The sequence below is a fragment of the Melioribacter sp. genome (assembly GCF_049325435.1).
GTDB classification, from domain to species: Bacteria; Bacteroidota; Ignavibacteria; order Ignavibacteriales; family Melioribacteraceae; genus Melioribacter; species Melioribacter roseus.
This window is the reverse complement of record NZ_JBMOLD010000003.1, coordinates 22,725-40,279: the sequence shown is the minus strand read 5'-3', so window position 1 is coordinate 40,279 and position 17,555 is coordinate 22,725. Positions and strand designations below refer to the sequence as shown.

The window sequence follows — 17,555 nt, the reverse complement described above, 5'->3', positions numbered from 1 at the left end:
TTACTCGGCAGATAAAAAAGATTTTATTGCTCTAAATAAAAACGATATTGATCGCGCGCCCCAATTAGATTCGTACAAAACCGTTCTGCTACTTATTTAATACTACCCATATTTTAGATTCCATTATAATTAAGCAATAATTTATTAGTTCAAAAGGAGATACTATGCGCTTTACAAGTGTATTAATTCTCTTGTTGTTCACTGCGATTTATTCCGTAAGCGCGCAACAAGCAAAAGATTCATTAGAAGTAGGTCGTCAGAAAATTAAATTGAATGAAGCGATTGAAACTGCGTTGAAAAATAATCCTAATCTGGCTGTTTACGAATATGAGATTAAATCGCTGGACAAACAAAAAATACAAGCCGGACTAATTCCAAATCCCGAGGCGAATTTCGAAGCGGAGAATTTTCTCGGCGGAAAAGAGTTAAGCGGATTTAAAGGGAGCGAATTCACTTTATATGCAAGTCAACTTTTTGAGCTTGGCGGAAAAAGAAGCAGCCGGATTGCTCTTGCCGAAAATGAAGTTAATGCCGCAAAAGGAGAGTTTGAACTTAGGAAAATAGAGTTGATTTCTAATGTGAAGGAAACCTTTTTTAACCTCTATAGAATATTAAAACAGATTGAGCTTCAGAAAAAATTCATAAAATTAAACGAGGATATTATGAGTACAATAGTAAAACAAGTTAAGGCGGGAAAAACTTCACCGGCTGAAGAATCAAAGGTAAAAGTAGCCCTGATTAACAGCCGTATTGAATTAGACAGGCTTCAGAGAGAATCATTATCAGCCTCGTCAACTTTAAGCTCTTTGCTTGGAACAACTGCAAAGCGGTATGAGCCGGTATTTGATTTTTATGAAAATATTTTTTCACCCCCGGATAGAGAAGATGTAATTGCTGGCTTAGAAGAAATCCCGCTCATCAAGATTATTGAAACCGAAAAAGTATTAAGAGCGGCAAGGCTTGAACTTGAAAAATCCCAAGCGGTACCCGATTTAACTGTTAGCGGCGGCGTGAGATATTTACGAGAACTTAATACACATTCCTTTGTCGCCGGTATTTCGATACCTCTTCCTTTCTTCAACCGAAACCAGGGCAACATTCAATCCGCGGAAGTTTTATTGCGCCAAGTTGACGAAATAAAAAAAGCGAGCAAACTTCTGGTTATTTCAAAAATAAATTCCTCTTTAAATAATTTATTAAGCGCTTTCAATAATTCTACAAGATTGAAAAATGAAATTATCCCCCAATCGGAAAAAGCTTATGAAATTACAAGACAGGGTTATTTGCAGGGAAGGTTTGCATTTATAGATCTGTTGGATGCGCAACGAACTTTATTTGATGCAGAAGCTCAATACTGGCTTGAGTTGGCTGATTACTACAAATCTTTAATTGAACTGGAAAATTTAACAGGGAAGACATTTATAAAATGATAAAGAATAAAGGAGTATCTAAGATGAAAATAATTGTAATATGTCTCACAGTATCATTATTGTTTTTTATAGCCGGATGTTCTGATGGACAGAATGATGATACAGTTAATACAGAAGGACACAACGAAACAGAAAAACATTCGGAAGTAGTTAATATAGATGCAAATCAATTCAAAGAATTGGGAATTAAGCTAGATAAGGTTGCTCCTCAAAATATTCAGGTACATTCCGATTTAACGGGAGAAATTGTACTAATTCCCGATAATACAGCTCATATTATTCCAAGATTTAACGGAATAGTAAAAAAAGTATTCAAAAAAATTGGCGACAGAGTAAAGAAAAACGATGTTATCGCAATTATAGAAAGCAATGCAAGTTTAGTTCCCTATGAAGTTAAATCTTCAATTGACGGCATAATTTTAGATTTACACATGACGCCGGGTGAATTAATCGGAGATGAAAAACATGCCGCGACTATCGCAAATTTAAATAGTGTATGGGCAGAGTTAAACATCTACCAAAAGGATTTGCATAAAATCAAAATAGGGCAAAATGCTATTGTCTATTTTGACAATCCTGAGAATGGGATTAAAGGTAAAATATTTTATATAAGTCCTACTGTTGATGAACAAACCAGAACTTCCACGGCCAGGGTTAAGTTGAACAATTCAAACGGATTTTGGAAGCCCGGTATGTTTATTTCAGCAAAGGTAGCAACAGGTTCAACCAAAGTTGAAAAAGCCGTAAAACTAAATGCTATTCAAAATTTTGAAGGCGGAAAAGTGGTTTTTGTAAAAGATAAAGACGGCTTTGAACCCAGACAGGTAACAATCGGGAAAACAAATTCACATTACGCAGAAATATTAAGAGGATTAAATCTCGGTGATACTTATGTTGCCGAGGGAGCGTTTGTCATTAAATCGGAATTAATGAAAGAGTCATTCGGCGGCGGCCACGGTCACTAATAAGGAGGAGATGATGAATAAAATTATAGATTTTGCCCTAAAGAACCGTCTGCTCCTCGCCGTATTGGCTTTGGTTGTTTTTGCAGGCGGATATATGAGTTATAACAGATTGCCTATAGATGCTTTTCCTGACGTATCACCTTCTTTGGTTCAAGTGTTCACTGAAACAGAAGGACTTGCACCGGAAGAAGTTGAAAAGTATGTTACTTTTCCTGTTGAAACGGCAATGAATGGTTTGCCAAACCTAAAAAACATTCGCTCTGTTTCTAACTTCGGATTAAGTGTTGTTAATATCTATTTTGAAGACGGTACAGACATATATTTTGCAAGACAAGTTGTAAATGAAAGATTACAAGAAGCTCGTGAGCAAATTCCAGATGGTTTTGGCGATCCTCAAATGGGTCCTATATCCACCGGTATGGGGTTGGTTCTCTTCTATTATTTGGATGATACAACAGGTAAATATTCTGCTGAAGAATTAAGAAGTATTCAAGATTGGATAATAAAATATCAGCTTCAAACCGTGCCCGGTGTTACAGAGGTTCTGGGCATTGGAGGTTACGAAAAGCAATTTCATGTAGTTCTTAACCCGAATAAATTATTAAGATACGACATTGGCGTTAACGAGATTGTAGATATAATAAAAAAGAATAATCTAAATATTGGCGCATCTTTTATTGAAAGAGATGCTGAAGAATTTATTGTTCGCTCTGTGGGATTAGCAACAAAAATAGAAGACCTTGAAAACATAGTGATAAAAACGAACGACGGTACACCAATTTATTTAAATCAGGTAGCTGATATAAAAATTGGCGGCGCAGTTCGTAGAGGTCTTCAAACAAGAAATGGATTAACGGAAATTGTTGCCGGTCAAGTTGTTAAGCTTTTCGGAACAAATTCTTCTACTGTTATATCTGCAGTTGAAAAAAAGATGGAGGAAATTAATAAATCTTTACCCGAAGGTATTAAGTTAGTTCCATACTATGAACAGAAATCGTTGGTAGAAGCTGCAGTTAGTACAGTAACTAATGCACTATTACAAGGTATTTTGCTGGTTACAATTATACTTGTTTTATTTATGGGCTCTCTTCGACCCAGCATAGTTGTTGCCCTCTCAATTCCATTCTCTGTTCTATTTTCATTTATCGGAATGGAATATTTCGGATTATCGATTAACCTTATGTCTTTTGGCGGACTTGCAATAGCCATTGGAATGATGGTTGACGGCAGCATTGTTTTGGTAGAAAACATAGATAGGTTAAAAAGAGAATCTTCGCCTGATGAAAACTTTATTCACGTTGTTGCAAGAGCGGGAAAAGAGGTATTAAGACCTATTATATTTTCCATTATTATTATTATTACTGTATTTATTCCATTGTTTACACTCCAAGGAGTTGAAGGAAAAACCTTTAAACCTCTCGCCTACACTATTGCATTGGCAATGTTTGGTTCTCTGATTTTTGCTATGTTTCTTGCACCGGTGTACTCATCTTATCTATTAAAAAGTAGAACTAACAAAAAGAAATCGCAGAAAGAGAATTTTTTAGTAAGAGGTTTACTAAAAGTATATTCTCCGGTAATTAAATATTTTGTGAAGAATAGAATTGCTGCCATTGTTCTATCTATTGTAATATTAGTAAGCGGATTTATTATCTTTCCCAAACTTGGTTCGGAATTTACACCAACTCTTAAAGAGGGAACTCTTGTTGTACGTATGGCTTTAGCTCCATCAATTTCACTTGAGGAAAGCAAGAGAACTGCTCTTAAGATAGAAAGAAGAATAATGCAAGTGCCGGAGGTTAAGGGTACTGTAAGTAGGGTTGGTCGTGGAGAAGTAGGCGCGCATACAGATCCTATAAATAGCGTGGAAAGTTATATTCTACTCAAGCCGGAAGATGAATGGCGTCCCGGAATGACTCAGGAAAAATTGGAAGATGAAATTAGAAAGAAAATTTCAAATTTCCCTGGCGTTCTCGTTAACTTCACTCAACCAATTCAAATGACAGTAGATGAACTTCTCGAAGGTGTAAAGGCTGAACTTGCAATAAAACTTTTCGGAGACGATCTTGCGGAATTAAAATCCAAAGCCGACGAAATCTCCTCCGTTATTAGAACTGTTCCCGGTGCTGCCGATATTCAAGTGGATCAAATAAGTGGCAAGCCCCAGCTTAAAATTACTGTTAACCGGCATTCAATTGCCCGCTATGGATTAAACTTAGCCGATGTGCAAGAAGTAATAAGAACCGCAATTGGTGGAGAAACAGCAGGCCAAATTTTCGAGGGTATTCGCCGGTTCGATATTTTTGTCCGTTTCGCTCCCAAATTCAGAGAGAATGAATCTGCAATTAAAGAATTGCTTATTACCACTCCAAACGGGATGAAGGTACCTCTAAGCCAAATTGCAGATATTGAAGAAATTGAAGGTCCCAGACAAATAACCCGCGAACAAAATCAACGTTTTATTACAATTCAATGTAATGTTGTTGGAAGGGATATTGGCAGCTTTGTGGAAGATGCTCAGAAAAAAATTGATGAACAGGTTAATCTTCCGGTTGGTTATTACACTACTTGGGGCGGACAATACAAACTTCAGCAAGAAGCAAATAAAAGGTTTGCTATAGTAATTCCTATTACTTTGCTTATTGTCTTTTTCTTGCTCTATTCTAGCTTCAATTCTCTAAAAAATACCATACTGATTTTTATTAACATTCCACTTGCTTTGGTTGGAGGTGTTATAGCTTTATGGTTAACGGGATTAAACCTTTCTGTGCCTTCTTCCGTTGGTTTTATAGCTCTTTTCGGAATTGCCCTTCAGAACGGAATGGTACTTGTAACTTACCTTAACCAATTAATTCGTGAAGGAAAATCAATTGACGAAGCCTCAATAGAAGGAGCAAAGCTTAGGCTGAGACCCGTTTTGATGACAGCCTTAACAACCATGCTCGGATTACTGCCGTTGCTAATTTCTACCGGTACGGGCTCGGAAGTTCAACGTCCTTTAGCCACTGTAGTAATTGGCGGGTTGTTTACATCCACAATTTTAACATTGATTGTTTTACCTGCACTTTATAAATGGTTCCAGGTTAAATTAGTTGATGAAGAAATATAATTTTAAAAGGCGGCATCTATTGCCGCCTAAAATTTGGAGGTATTATGAAAGAAATTAAAGCTATAATAAAACCTTTTAAATTGGACGATGTTATTACCGAACTTCACAAAATAGAAGGGCTGCCCGGGATTACTATTTCGGAAATAAAAGGTTTTGGTAAATCGAAGGCAAAGAATTCAACTGATCCGGTACGCGAAGGAATACACGAATTCGTAAAAAAGGTCAAGCTTGAACTTGTTGTGCCAGATAATCTTGTTGAAAATGTTGTAAATACAATTCAGCAGACTGCTCATACCGGAAATATAGGCGATGGGAAAATATTTATAATTGATGTGGAAGAAGTTGTAAAAATTAGAACGAATGAAAGAGGGGAGAGTGCAATCTGAAATGATTAAATCAGTTTACAAAATCTTAAAAATGGATTGTCCGTCCGAAGAAAAATTAATAAGAATGCAGCTGGAAGAAATTGATGGAATCAAAAATCTTGAATTTGATATTCAAAATAGAATGTTGACTATCATACACAAAAATAAAGGCGATGATATTACACAACAACTTGACAGACTCAATCTTGACTCGACGTTAATTGAAACTTCAGTATATGATGAAAATACAATAACCGAAAACGCATCGGCTAATCGAAATGAAAAAAAAGTGTTATTGGTTGTTTTAATAATTAATGCTGTTTTTTTTGTAATCGAAATGACGTTCGGCTGGATTTCGAAATCAATGGGACTGGCAGCTGATTCACTTGATATGTTTGCCGATGCCTCGGTTTATGGATTAAGTCTATACGCTGTTGGTAAAGCGGTCGCAAGAAAAAAGAATATCGCAAAGTTAAGCGGCTACATTCAATTAGGACTGGCTGTTTTGGGATTTATGGAAGTACTAAGGCGTTTTTTAGGATTTGAGGAATTGCCGGACTATAAAACAATGATGATAGTTGCCGGGTTTGCGTTCGTTGCCAATATTATTTGTCTCTATCTTTTACAAAAGCATAAAAGCAACGAAGCTCATATGAAAGCAAGTATGATATTTACGTCGAATGACATTGTTGTTAATCTTGGGGTAATAGTTGCGGGGTTTCTTGTAAACGTTCTTTCATCTAATAAGCCGGATTTAATTATCGGAAGTATTGTTTTTATTGTTGTTGCTCGTGGAGCTTTTAGAATATTAAAAATAGCAAAGTAATTGAGAAGAGATATTGTCAAATGAACATAATCATTCGCACAACGTGGAAAATTATAACAAAGCATTTGGATTTGGTATTGCATTAAATATCATTTACATCATAGTTGAAGTCACATACGGGCTTATAATTAATTCGACGGCGCTATTAGCGGATGCCGGACATAATTTTAGCGATGTTCTTGGTTTAATTTTAGCATGTGGTGGAGCTTACCTTGCTCAAACTGCCGTTACAAAAAACAGAACTTACGGATTAAGAAAAGCTACCATACTTGCGGCTTTATTTAATGCTGTTCTTTTGTTGATAGCTGTGGGAGCCATAACAATTGAAGCTATTCGAAAGATTATAGAACCTGAGCCGGTCGGCGGTACAACTATGATAATTGTTGCCGGCATTGGAGTATTTATTAACACTTTGACCGCATTGCTATTTTTGAAAGGGAGCGAAAAAGATTTAAATATTAAAGGCGCTTTTCTGCATATGGCTGCCGATGCGGGGGTTTCGCTTGGCGTGGTACTTGCCGGTTTGATTATAAACATTACAGGAATGTATATTTTTGATCCGATTATAAGTATTGTTATCGTTGTTGTAATTACAATCGGAACCTGGGGCTTATTAAAAGATTCATTACATCTTTCTATGGACGCGGTGCCGAGAAGTATTGATTATGAAAAGGTTCAATCCTACTTAAGTTCATTAGAAGGAGTCAAAGAAGTTCACGACTTGCATATCTGGGCAATGAGCACTACTGAGATTGCTTTGACTGTTCACCTTGTTTACATTGGCATATATGAAAGAAACAATTTTATCAAGAATATTAGTGAAGATTTATATCATAAATTTAACATTGTTCATACTACGATCCAGATAGAGGATATTGAGAATAATAATTGTAATCAGAATCAATTTTGAAAATTAAGTTACGTACGCAACAATCTTAATTCCCATTATGTCTGCTTGCAGTCAGTAATTATTTACGTAAATTCATATGAAAATTGCAGCGGTATAACGTTGTGCTTAACCCGCAGCCCAGAACAAGACTGCCGAATAGAGGCACTAACATTAATGATTTATAAAATTTCGTTTAATAAAACCAAGCTGAACAAGTTAGCCGAAACGGAACGACAACATTAAAATTATAAAAATGCCGAATGCGAAAACGCTGTCGGGTTGAAGCACTGGTTAGGCAAATATTTCTAACACTAAAGTTTTCTCTCAATCATCGTCTTCATTTTCTTCTTCATCTTTTTCTATGCTTCTATTCTCATTTTCATTTTCCCCAAGGTTAATTGTTTTATTAACAAAAGGTATCTTTAAAGTTGTATTTGATGAAGTGAAATTATTTCCCAAAACAATAAACCATAACCCAACAAAAATAGTTAATACCAATCCGATTATACCTTGGGAATTATTTATTCCAAATTCTTCTAGTCCGACCTTTTTACCGTCAATCATACTTAAAGCGATATTCTCTTTATGATTTATTGTATATAATATTATTCCAGATAAGTGAAGCAAAATGACTCCAAGTAAAACATAAGCGAAAATAGGGTGAACCTCCTCCATAAATTCTGATTCAATATTCAATCCACTAATTAATAAACCTATAACCATAATAAACATAATCAATGCTGCTGTTGCTGAACCCGGATTATGTCCAACATATTTTCGTGAATTTTTATTAATTGAAGTTAAAAAGTATTTAAAAGTTTCTGATGGACTAAAAAAGAGACCGGATAATCTTGCATAACGTGTTCCTATTATGGCTATGATAAGTCGTATAACTAAAAGAAAGCCGGCAGAGAGACCAAAAAAAATATGATAGCTGAATAATGTAGAATCATCATCAACAAATAACGCTATAATGAGAGCAATCAAAATGCATAGTGTAAAAGCCCAATGAAAAAGTCGAATGGGAATATCCCATACTAGTATTTTCTTCATATTAATCTCCTAGTTATTTCATTATAATTATTTTTTAAAAAATAGCAACAAGTTAATGCCTCTGATGATTATTTGCCTAACTATTATTTAACCCGCCAAAATTCCGTATAGTATGCATGGCGGTTATGCATACTATATTCTTTTCTATTCTTATAAAATTCTTTGTTTTCAAACATTTTCTTCTTAAAATTCCACATAGTCTACACGCTATTAAAGAATATTATCAAGCGGACTCCTTATTCCCTTAAATTTATTCATAACGTGAGTATAAACCATAGTTGTTCTTATAGATTTATGCCCGAGTAATTCCTGTATTGTTCTAATATCAACTCCACTTTCTAATAGATGAGTTGCAAAACTGTGCCTGAATGTATGTACACTTCCCTGTTTATTTATATTTGCTTTTTGTATTGCACTTCGAACCGCTTTTTGAATAACTGATTCATGTATATGGTATCTGTACTTTAACTTCCTTTCTTTATCATAAATAAAACTCTTGGCCGGAAAAACATATTGCCAGATAAATTCTTTTGATGCATTGGGATATTTCCTTTCTAATGCATATGGCAAAACCGTAAAACCAAAACCTTTTTGTAAATCTTTCAAGTGCAAATTCCTTACTTTTTTTATATGACCCCTTAGCGGCTCTATTAATTTTTCCGGTAATATTGTTATTCTGTCTTTCTCACCTTTACCATCTCGAACCGTAATTTGTTTTGCCTCAAAATCAATATCTTTAACTCTTAGTTGTAATCCTTCACTTAGTCTCATTCCCGTTCCATATAACATTTTAACAAATAACTGAACTACTCCTTCTAACTCTGCTATTATTTTTTGAGCTTCTTCTCTTGTAAATACTGTCGGCAAATGTCTTATTCGTTTTACGTAACTTATTCCATCAACAAAATTTATTTCTTTCTTAATTATATTTTTGTAAAGATATAAAATTGCATTTAATGCCTGGTTCTGGGTTGAGGAGGAAACATTTTTCTCATTTGCAAGGAATGATATAAATTTTTTTATCTCCTCGGCGCCCATTTCATTTGGGTGGCGTTTATTATGATAAAGAATATATCTCTTTATCCAACCGATGTATGCTTCTTCAGTCTTTAAACTGTAATGGTTCGTTCTTAGCGCCATCCTTACTTGATTAAGAAGCTTGGGCTTGTCTTTAGTTTCTTTGAAGATCATTAATTATTACCCCGACACGCAATCTATTCTACTTGAATTTAATCAGCTCTAAAATAATTTCGATAAAAATTTTACATAAAACAATAGCGCGTTGTGTTTAACCTGACATCAATAAAAACATTATGAACATTTTCAAAGCCTAAGTATAACGATGAGATCAGCTTGAAGAATATGTTATGTGTATTTAATTAAATTAACCTTTCCTCAACACTTGATAGTCTTCTATATTAAATATAAAAACATATTTATTAACTATATTTTTTTGTCTAAGATACAATTCCAGTTGAATTGATTTGCATTCGAAATTATCCTTGGTGAATTGGAAAAAACTTCTGGGACTTGAGAAGTAATATGGAGTGTCCTCATCGATAGCGTTCGTAATTATGTCATCATAAAATGTTTGCTTCCCTAATATTTTACTGTTGGGGATAAAATAAGACTTCTTTGATTTATCAGTTGTTGATAATAATTGGTTTTGTAATGATAATGGACAAATTTTGTATAATTTTTTTCTTCTTAACAAGAAAATACCTTTATCTTTCTTAATTATGGGAGTAGCATTAGACCGATTTTCGATTATCATAATTATTTTATCAGTAGTGAACTCCCAATTAATATTAATATATTTATCAGAATATAATTTAAAGTTATTAAATCCAAAACCATAAAAAATATTACCGCCAAGTTTTACGGAACCATCGGTTGTATCTATAATCATAGGCTTTTGCACTCGCTTTGAAATTTCACAAGTGATTTTATTAGAACTATCTTCCCAGTTAATATTAAAATAATCATTAATAAAGCCTTTAGGATTATAATCTATCAGATAATAAAGAAGATCGTAATTAGAAATAACTTTTGAACTATCCCAGATAATTTCCATTGTAGAGTCTATTTTATTCCTAATATATATTCCTAAATCCAATCGACTAAAGTCGAAATAGATTTTAAAGTTATGGTCGTCATAGAATTGGTGGTAGCGACCAAATGCAGTTTCATTAAAAGTAAAATTATTTTCTGGACTTAAAACTTTAGAAAGTTGAAAATAATCACGAACAACATTTGAATAACATCCATATTGAAAAAGAATAATTGGTAACACAATTATTAATCGATATCTTTTGATTGAAAGCACCGCTTTTTTCTCACTTTTTGGTTGCACATGACAGCTTAGTGGCGAAGGCGAAGTTCAAAAATTCAATGCTACAATTGCAAACTGTCTTTTAATATTTAAATCAACTTTGTTTAATAATCCTACTTTATATACAAACTTATTTTGCAAACGAATGCCGATAACCACACCACACTACCGCATCGAAGAGGCGGTCGGCTTTGAAAGCTGGTGATACATAATTATTATTCTTTTTTAATTAGACTGACATCATCAATTCTAACCTTCCAAAGTTCATTATTGTAAGGTATATTTACCTGCGTCTCAAACTCTAAATAATAATCAGAAAAAATATTCGATGGTGCAGTAAATGTCCTTTCATATTTCTTCCATATTCCTTTCTCTTCTCCAGTTATAGTATCAAATATAAATGTTAATTGTTCTGGTTTAAATTCAATCATTAATTGAGAATTACCTTCTAATTCTTCTACAAAATACCAAAACGAAATAGTGTACTGCGAACCTGAAACAAGCTCTGTGTACGGGACTCTATATCTCAATGAGCCCCAACTTAAATCATATACATATCTTGTAGGATTAATTAATAAATAATTATTTCCACTATATGATTCATCGCTTTGTACCAATTTATAAATGTCTTTATTATCTCTGAAAATCCATTCTGTTGGTAATGAATCATTTCCGACCTCTTCGAAATCACCATTTGATATAATATTCCTATTTTCAGTGACAATACTTATAATATTACTGCCTCCTAATTTTCCATATTCGTTCATAAGATATATTCTATAATAATAAGTTTTAAGCGGCTCTAAATTTATATCGGTAAATATTGTATCATTGATAGATGTAGAAACATATATTAAGCTTCCTGTATTTTCATCAATGCCGGGGGAAGTGTGCCTAAACAATTTATATTCCCTAAAATCATTGGCATCTGTCGGCGACCACGATATAAGTGCTTCAGAATCAGTAACATTTTGGGCTGGATACAACGTTACACCTGTTGGTAACCTTAAAGCATTCAGATAAATATCGTTATTGACTTCAAGTGTTGAATTTGTGGATAAATATGATCCATTTTCAAATGTTTTTTGAACTTTTAGATTATAACTGTCTTGAGGAACATTATCAATCTGAAAATTGCCATTGACATCAGATTGAGTAGTAAAATTAAGCATGTCGTTGAGTGAAACAGTTGCATTTTCAAGAGGTTTGTTTTTATACAGTATTTTCCCTGAAACTTTGAATGATTTAGTTTCATGGTTTGTACCCTTTTCATTACAACTTACGAATAGTGCCAAGAATACTATCATTATGACCAGATTTCTCATCAGAATAACTCTAATTAAATTATGAAAAACTATTATTTAACCCACCCAAATCCCTATAGTATACATGGCGGTTCTGCATACTCTTTGCATTTATTGTTAAACAAAATAAAACGTTTAAACCGGCCGGTGTATACTTCAGTTTTTATACCGCAGCGGTTCGTTCTTAGCGCCATCCTTACTTGATTAAGAAGCTTTGGCTTGTCTTTAGTTTCTTTTAAGGTCATCAATTGTTCCCTCGATTCCCTCAATACACATATTTTAATGAGAAATTAACCAAATCTAAAAATAATGTCAATCAAATATTTTTTGTAAAACTTTAACGGCGTTGCAAATAACCGGCGCCCAAAACTGCTTCGCCGAGTCAGCCGCAACTGCCGAGAATTTGCAGCGCCGCTTAAATTTTGTCCGCCGAAGGAGGATGCTTTGAAATCGGCGCGACTTAATTATTTATTTACTTCTATTTTTAAAAGTCTATTTTCTTTTTAAACTTCTCTTTAGCAAATCCACCACCTGCGTCAAGACTTCGGTGGGCAGGTTCGGCTGCGTTTAAAACGCGTCCGGGTTGATTTGCTGGTTATACTATATTTCTGTTAACTCAAACCTCATCCTTGCCATTAATTCATCAGATTTATTTTTTAACTTCATCGCTGATTCTTTCATTCTATTTTGATAATCATTTTGTAAAACTTGGTTTTGTGTAAGTAAAATCTCTTGAAATTTCGAAATGAATTCACTCGATAAATTAAAACTATCTTCATAACATTTTTGTAATTCATTGAGAATATCTACCAATTTATCACTTGAGGTTAGTTTTAGACTATTTGTTTCAGAATTCAATCTTACATAGTTTTCATTTATATCTAACATAAGATTACCAATTTGATCGCCGAACCAAACAATAATTTTTCGACTTTCCTCTTTATTATTCTCCATTTCAGCTTTTAAAAATTTATCGTAATACTCAGTAAAAATCGGTTGTAATTTCTTAGGCAAATCCACTGAATATTTTTTACCGAATTCGTCTATTAATCGATAATACTTCTCAAATTGATTTACTTTCATTTCAAAAACTTTTTTACGTCGTTCAAGGTCCAAATTAAGACTATGTTTTAATGATTCAATATTCTGCTGATGTTTTTTATTGTTGAAATAAAGAAATATCGCCCAAAGAAAATTAGCGACACCAAACAATACTGTAACTAATTCTGGATTTTTACTAATAAAATCAAACAAAATATTATTTCCCTTTTCTATACGTATAACGTTTTGGCTAACCTGCCGCAGGCTTGCGTAGCACAGACTTTAATAAACCAAAGAGCTTTCTGTGGGATATAAATCTTGAAAAAACGCACAGCCCCACCGGTCAAGTTGAGTCATTTGTTATATATTTAAATTATTTAAGTACTTTTTTGTATTTTTGTCTAATTTTTATTGTTAACTTGATTGTATGTATCGAAATCCCAACTGTGAAAAAGAAAAAAGCAACAAATAATGTATTTACAGCATTATAATTGTTGAAACCATCAATTTTTAGGTTTTTGTAAGCACTGTAAGACCAAATAATAATTTTAACTGTATCTGGAATTAATATTAATGTTAATATAGAAGAACCCACCGCAATTGGCAATATCCTAAATTTATATATTTCTCGAACTTTTTCACGTACAGCTTTCCTGTCTTCTTTAAATTCAGGAATAGATATATTTATTGTTTCTCTGATATCTGAATACCAAGAGCTATAAAGTAAACCCAAAACGGCTAAAAAAATGCTTGATGCAGATAATAAATCACTCATTTTCTACTAACTGCTTTGGAGTCACTCCAAAGCGTTCACATAGTCTGTTATAGGAAGATGGAAAAACAATATATGTTGAAACACTTCCACGTTTTTTTTGTACAGGTGGCAAATTTGTATCTATTTCAGAAAGTTCTCGATTTAATTCATCCACTAAATTCAGATTATGGACTGAGAGAAATAAACAATCACGCTCCTCTGATACGACGGCACTATCTAAAAGATTTATTAATGTTCGTTCAATAAAAGATTTAAGTTGATATTGATATTTCGACATAACTGCCCTAATTAGAGAACGGCTACCTGTTGTAGTTGTTTGAAATAGTTTACTAACTTCTTGCTCATCTGGAATCTGGCCGTTAAAAGCATGTACAATTAATAAAAATAAGCGATATTCCAAAATATCGCTACCACGACTAAAAACCTTTTTACCAAGAAACATAGTTACCAATTCTTCAATTGCAGCAACAGAAAAAGGAGCAATAGCACTTGGAAGTTCTTGGCGTTCAACACCTATTATTTTTGATAATTCGATTTCATCGTCGTCGCTTAAGTTAAAATTGATAGTTATCTCCATAATATACTCCAATTAATTATTTGTATAACGGCGTTGCGCCTAACCCACCGCCCCGAACAACGATGCCAATAAAAGAACAACAACAACAATTTAGCAACAAGTTTGTAAACATGTCTGCAGAAGTTTTAACGCAGGCGGATTCAAGGATACAAGCCGGTTGCAACACTTGCCCGCCTTTGGCGGGATTTAATTTATTACTACACTGCCGAACAGCAATGTTTGTTTATTACACAAAACTTAAGAACACACAAATGCCGCTTACATTACGGCGTCCGGCTGAGTTGCTGGTTATGTGCGATTATTCTGTATTAAAAAAATTAAGTTGTTCTTCAATTGAAGGGATTTCATAAACATCAATTACTTTCTCTCCAAACTTTTTAACACCAGGATCATAACTATAAATACACTGTGCGCCGCGAGCAACAGCAATAGCTACAATTTGACAATCTACTTTTATTGCTTCTCTTTTCAAATCAAATTGTTCTTTTAATTGGTTTATAACTTCCTCAGATTCTTTCATTTGCCAAATTTTGGCGAAATGACTTGCGGCTAAAGAATCAAAAGGAGCAATTATAAAATGTTTCTCTAATAATTTGTTAACATCACGATGAAGTTCCAAAGGAACTCTCATTAATAATTCGCCAACCACAACAGAAGGAACAATAACACGATATTTGTTATCATCAAGCCATTTAATAAACCTTTTTGCTTTGGGAATCATTTCTTCTTGTCCGGGAGAGCTTTCATTTTTAATGCCCCAAATTAATATATGCGTATCAAGACAGACAAGTTTCATAATTCTTTTTCCCGACGCATACTTGAGATAACATCCACAACATTATCAACGTCCGACCAATATTCACCAATTAAACTAGATAATTCATCCAACCCTTGTAATAAAGATGTTTCTTCGTATTCGATCACATCTTCAATTTCAAAATTTTCTAACGAATAATTTTCAGCTAACCATTTAGCCTTACCAACAAAGCCAATCATTTTATAAAGATTTTGACCGAGTTTTTTAGCTACTTCTTCAGAAACATCACAACTGATTAGATTGTTATCTGTAAGTCGTATCATCACTTTAGGTTTTACTCCTCCAACTCTCTCAACCCGTCCATAAATCGAAGTTTCGCCAATAATATAGTGTGTATCTGGAATTTCAATAGATGTTTCCTTGTTTATTGAAGCTAATGGCTTCTCTTCTAAAGGATTTGCTCTAAATTCGGCGACACAATTTCTTTTTTTTGTAAAATCCGAAATGGTCTTTAATGACCTAATCGAACTCGATGGAAGTTGAGAAAAGTCATTTTTAGATATGGACGTAGAGATAAGTAATAATGCTGATAATGTAATTTCAGGAATGGTAGATTTAAATTTTAATTTGGCACTTCCATTTTCAACATCTACTAAACCAATTATGATTTTTTCTTCATTTAATTCTCTGTTATCTTTTAATATTAATTTTAGTAACGAATCTTCAAAAGCAGAGATTACCTCGGCTAAATCTTTTGCACGGATGTTCTCTGGTTTTATATCATCACCAGCAAATCTTAATTCAAATATGTCTTTTAATTCTGTCATTTACATTCATATTTTTAATAAACACATAACGGTGTTGCAACTAAAGCTCCGCCCAAAACTACAATGCTACAATTGCAAACCACCTTTTAATTTTTAAATAAACTTTGTTCACTAATTCGATTTTAACAACAACCTTACATTGAAACAAATGCCGATAACCGCATCGAAGACGCTGTCGCTGTTGAGGCGCAGGTTATATGCGATAAAATAAAGAGCATAAAACACATAAACAATAAAAATTCAGCTATAAAAATGAACAGTGAAAACATTAACGACAATTTTAAGAGAGCCAATGAACTAATCGTTCGTTTTATCTTCTACTTTCCCATATTTCGCAACAAAATCCGCAAAAAGATCTTGGAATATTTCGTCAAAATATTCGTCGATTACTTTGTACTCTTGATCGAGTTCTGATTTTTTATTTTCGTCAATTTTTAACAAATCATCTGCGCCATTTAATCCTAAAAATTGACGGACACAATATTTACGGAGTGCCGACAACTCAGCCCTCAATAGTAGATTTTCAAAGAATAAAATACTCATATCTTTGAATGGAAAATGATAATTAACATTTTCAAATTTTTTGAGAAGCTCATCGGTGTTCATAATATTCCTCAATTACTTTTAAGCATATAACTTTTATTTAACCCGCCAAAATTCCGTATAGTATGCATGGCGGTTCTGCATACAATATGCATTTATTATTAAACAAAATAAGACGCTTAATCCGGCCGATGTATGCTTCTGTCTTTAGACCGCAGCGGTTCTTTATTAGCGCCATCCTTACTTGATTAAGAAGTTTGGGCTTGTCTTTAGTTTCTTTGAAGGTCATTAATTGTCCCCTCGATTCCCTCAATACACATATTTTAATGAGAAATTAACCAAATCTAAAAATAATGTCAATCAAATATTTTGGAATGCGCGCCGGAAACCGGCTTATCATGTAAAATAAACCGAAGGGATTTTTTAAGCGGTCTTTTTCTTTTACTCAATTTCACAAACTTAAGACGGGACTTGCCGTTCTTAAATTTGTTTTTGCCTTTCCGCCGGCCCCCGGTCATAAAATTTTTAAAACAAAAAAGCCCTGCAAATTTTAATCTGCAAGGCTTTGAAAAGTGAGCGCGGGTGGGATCGAACCACCGACCCTCTGCTTAAAAGGCAGATGCTCTACCCCTGAGCTACGCGCCCGCCGTAATTTCAAAAAAAATTTCCCGCCTTTGGCGGGATGCATTTACAAATGCATCATTTTTTGAGTCAACAAATATATGGTTTACGAAAATAAAATACAACTGTTTCAATTTATAC

The 17,555-nt window shown here is 33.8% G+C and carries 16 protein-coding genes and 1 tRNA gene; 6 read left to right on the top strand and 11 right to left on the bottom strand.

The window, feature by feature from the left end; all coding sequences use genetic code 11:
• The first annotated feature begins 164 nt into the window (after window positions 1–164).
• From ACOYVE_RS03245 to ACOYVE_RS03220, 6 genes are read left to right on the top strand one after another with little or no spacing between them, the layout of a single operon-like run.
• Window positions 165–1,430, top strand: coding sequence for a TolC family protein (locus ACOYVE_RS03245; RefSeq protein WP_422880752.1), 1,266 nt, complete (start codon window positions 165–167; stop codon window positions 1,428–1,430).
• A 23-nt stretch (window positions 1,431–1,453) separates the two neighbouring features.
• Window positions 1,454–2,395: an efflux RND transporter periplasmic adaptor subunit gene (locus ACOYVE_RS03240; RefSeq protein ID WP_014855256.1), complete on the top strand. Its 942-nt coding sequence runs from the start codon at window positions 1,454–1,456 to the stop codon at window positions 2,393–2,395.
• A 13-nt stretch (window positions 2,396–2,408) separates the two neighbouring features.
• A complete protein-coding gene (locus ACOYVE_RS03235; protein WP_041355776.1) occupies window positions 2,409–5,504 on the top strand; it encodes an efflux RND transporter permease subunit in 3,096 nt (1,031 codons plus the stop codon).
• A 44-nt stretch (window positions 5,505–5,548) separates the two neighbouring features.
• Entirely contained in the window at window positions 5,549–5,890 is a 342-nt protein-coding gene (locus tag ACOYVE_RS03230; protein WP_014855258.1) for a P-II family nitrogen regulator, read from the top strand.
• Between the two features lies 1 nt (window position 5,891).
• Window positions 5,892–6,695 carry a cation transporter gene (locus ACOYVE_RS03225; protein WP_041355778.1) on the top strand — a complete coding sequence of 268 codons (804 nt, stop codon included), beginning with the start codon at window positions 5,892–5,894 and terminating at the stop codon, window positions 6,693–6,695.
• A 13-nt stretch (window positions 6,696–6,708) separates the two neighbouring features.
• The gene (locus ACOYVE_RS03220; RefSeq protein ID WP_014855260.1) at window positions 6,709–7,605 is read left to right on the top strand and encodes a cation diffusion facilitator family transporter; all 897 of its coding nucleotides are present in this window, start codon (window positions 6,709–6,711) and stop codon (window positions 7,603–7,605) included.
• Between the two features lie 303 nt (window positions 7,606–7,908).
• Here the strand turns inward: ACOYVE_RS03220 and ACOYVE_RS03215 are convergent, their stop codons facing one another.
• The 11 genes from ACOYVE_RS03215 to ACOYVE_RS03165 all read right to left on the bottom strand — a co-directional run bounded on the left by ACOYVE_RS03215 (window position 7,909) and on the right by ACOYVE_RS03165 (window position 17,438).
• Window positions 7,909–8,637, bottom strand: a complete 729-nt coding sequence (locus ACOYVE_RS03215; RefSeq protein ID WP_422880751.1) for a cytochrome b/b6 domain-containing protein — start codon at window positions 8,635–8,637, stop codon at window positions 7,909–7,911.
• 210 nt (window positions 8,638–8,847) lie between these two features.
• Window positions 8,848–9,828, bottom strand: a complete 981-nt coding sequence (locus tag ACOYVE_RS03210; protein ID WP_014855261.1) for an integron integrase — start codon at window positions 9,826–9,828, stop codon at window positions 8,848–8,850.
• Window positions 9,829–10,021: 193 nt separating this feature from the next.
• A complete protein-coding gene (locus tag ACOYVE_RS03205; protein WP_041355780.1) occupies window positions 10,022–10,990 on the bottom strand; it encodes a hypothetical protein in 969 nt (322 codons plus the stop codon).
• A gap of 194 nt (window positions 10,991–11,184) precedes the next feature.
• Window positions 11,185–12,294 carry a carbohydrate binding domain-containing protein gene (locus ACOYVE_RS03200; RefSeq protein WP_041355782.1) on the bottom strand — a complete coding sequence of 370 codons (1,110 nt, stop codon included), beginning with the start codon at window positions 12,292–12,294 and terminating at the stop codon, window positions 11,185–11,187.
• 579 nt (window positions 12,295–12,873) lie between these two features.
• The gene (locus ACOYVE_RS03195; protein WP_014855264.1) at window positions 12,874–13,527 is read right to left on the bottom strand and encodes a hypothetical protein; all 654 of its coding nucleotides are present in this window, start codon (window positions 13,525–13,527) and stop codon (window positions 12,874–12,876) included.
• A 160-nt stretch (window positions 13,528–13,687) separates the two neighbouring features.
• A complete protein-coding gene (locus ACOYVE_RS03190; protein ID WP_041355784.1) occupies window positions 13,688–14,089 on the bottom strand; it encodes a hypothetical protein in 402 nt (133 codons plus the stop codon).
• On the bottom strand, window positions 14,082–14,666 hold the full coding sequence (locus tag ACOYVE_RS03185) for a hypothetical protein (RefSeq protein ID WP_014855265.1): 585 nt from the start codon (window positions 14,664–14,666) through the stop codon (window positions 14,082–14,084). The genes ACOYVE_RS03190 and ACOYVE_RS03185 overlap by 8 nt, the downstream gene beginning before the upstream one ends.
• A 298-nt stretch (window positions 14,667–14,964) precedes the next feature.
• Window positions 14,965–15,462 carry a type II toxin-antitoxin system VapC family toxin gene (locus tag ACOYVE_RS03180; RefSeq protein WP_014855266.1) on the bottom strand — a complete coding sequence of 166 codons (498 nt, stop codon included), beginning with the start codon at window positions 15,460–15,462 and terminating at the stop codon, window positions 14,965–14,967.
• Complete coding sequence (locus ACOYVE_RS03175; protein ID WP_014855267.1) at window positions 15,459–16,250, bottom strand: hypothetical protein; 792 nt, start codon at window positions 16,248–16,250, stop codon at window positions 15,459–15,461. Before ACOYVE_RS03175 ends, ACOYVE_RS03180 begins: the two co-directional genes overlap by 4 nt.
• A gap of 297 nt (window positions 16,251–16,547) precedes the next feature.
• Window positions 16,548–16,856, bottom strand: a complete 309-nt coding sequence (locus tag ACOYVE_RS03170; protein WP_041355786.1) for a hypothetical protein — start codon at window positions 16,854–16,856, stop codon at window positions 16,548–16,550.
• Window positions 16,857–17,366: 510 nt separating this feature from the next.
• Window positions 17,367–17,438, bottom strand: a tRNA-Lys gene (locus ACOYVE_RS03165).
• Between the last annotated feature and the right edge of the window lie 117 nt (window positions 17,439–17,555).

Coding starts and splice junctions, on each gene's coding strand:
- ACOYVE_RS03185 (WP_014855265.1), bottom strand. CDS start 14,666: ATGGAGATAACTATCAATTTTAACTTAAGCGACGACGATGAAATCGAA.
- ACOYVE_RS03175 (WP_014855267.1), bottom strand. CDS start 16,250: ATGACAGAATTAAAAGACATATTTGAATTAAGATTTGCTGGTGATGAT.
- ACOYVE_RS03235 (WP_041355776.1), top strand. CDS start 2,409: ATGAATAAAATTATAGATTTTGCCCTAAAGAACCGTCTGCTCCTCGCC.
- ACOYVE_RS03190 (WP_041355784.1), bottom strand. CDS start 14,089: ATGAGTGATTTATTATCTGCATCAAGCATTTTTTTAGCCGTTTTGGGT.
- ACOYVE_RS03245 (WP_422880752.1), top strand. CDS start 165: ATGCGCTTTACAAGTGTATTAATTCTCTTGTTGTTCACTGCGATTTAT.
- ACOYVE_RS03215 (WP_422880751.1), bottom strand. CDS start 8,637: ATGAAGAAAATACTAGTATGGGATATTCCCATTCGACTTTTTCATTGG.
- ACOYVE_RS03200 (WP_041355782.1), bottom strand. CDS start 12,294: ATGAGAAATCTGGTCATAATGATAGTATTCTTGGCACTATTCGTAAGT.
- ACOYVE_RS03210 (WP_014855261.1), bottom strand. CDS start 9,828: ATGATCTTCAAAGAAACTAAAGACAAGCCCAAGCTTCTTAATCAAGTA.
- ACOYVE_RS03180 (WP_014855266.1), bottom strand. CDS start 15,462: ATGAAACTTGTCTGTCTTGATACGCATATATTAATTTGGGGCATTAAA.
- ACOYVE_RS03225 (WP_041355778.1), top strand. CDS start 5,892: ATGATTAAATCAGTTTACAAAATCTTAAAAATGGATTGTCCGTCCGAA.
- ACOYVE_RS03240 (WP_014855256.1), top strand. CDS start 1,454: ATGAAAATAATTGTAATATGTCTCACAGTATCATTATTGTTTTTTATA.
- ACOYVE_RS03170 (WP_041355786.1), bottom strand. CDS start 16,856: ATGAACACCGATGAGCTTCTCAAAAAATTTGAAAATGTTAATTATCAT.
- ACOYVE_RS03230 (WP_014855258.1), top strand. CDS start 5,549: ATGAAAGAAATTAAAGCTATAATAAAACCTTTTAAATTGGACGATGTT.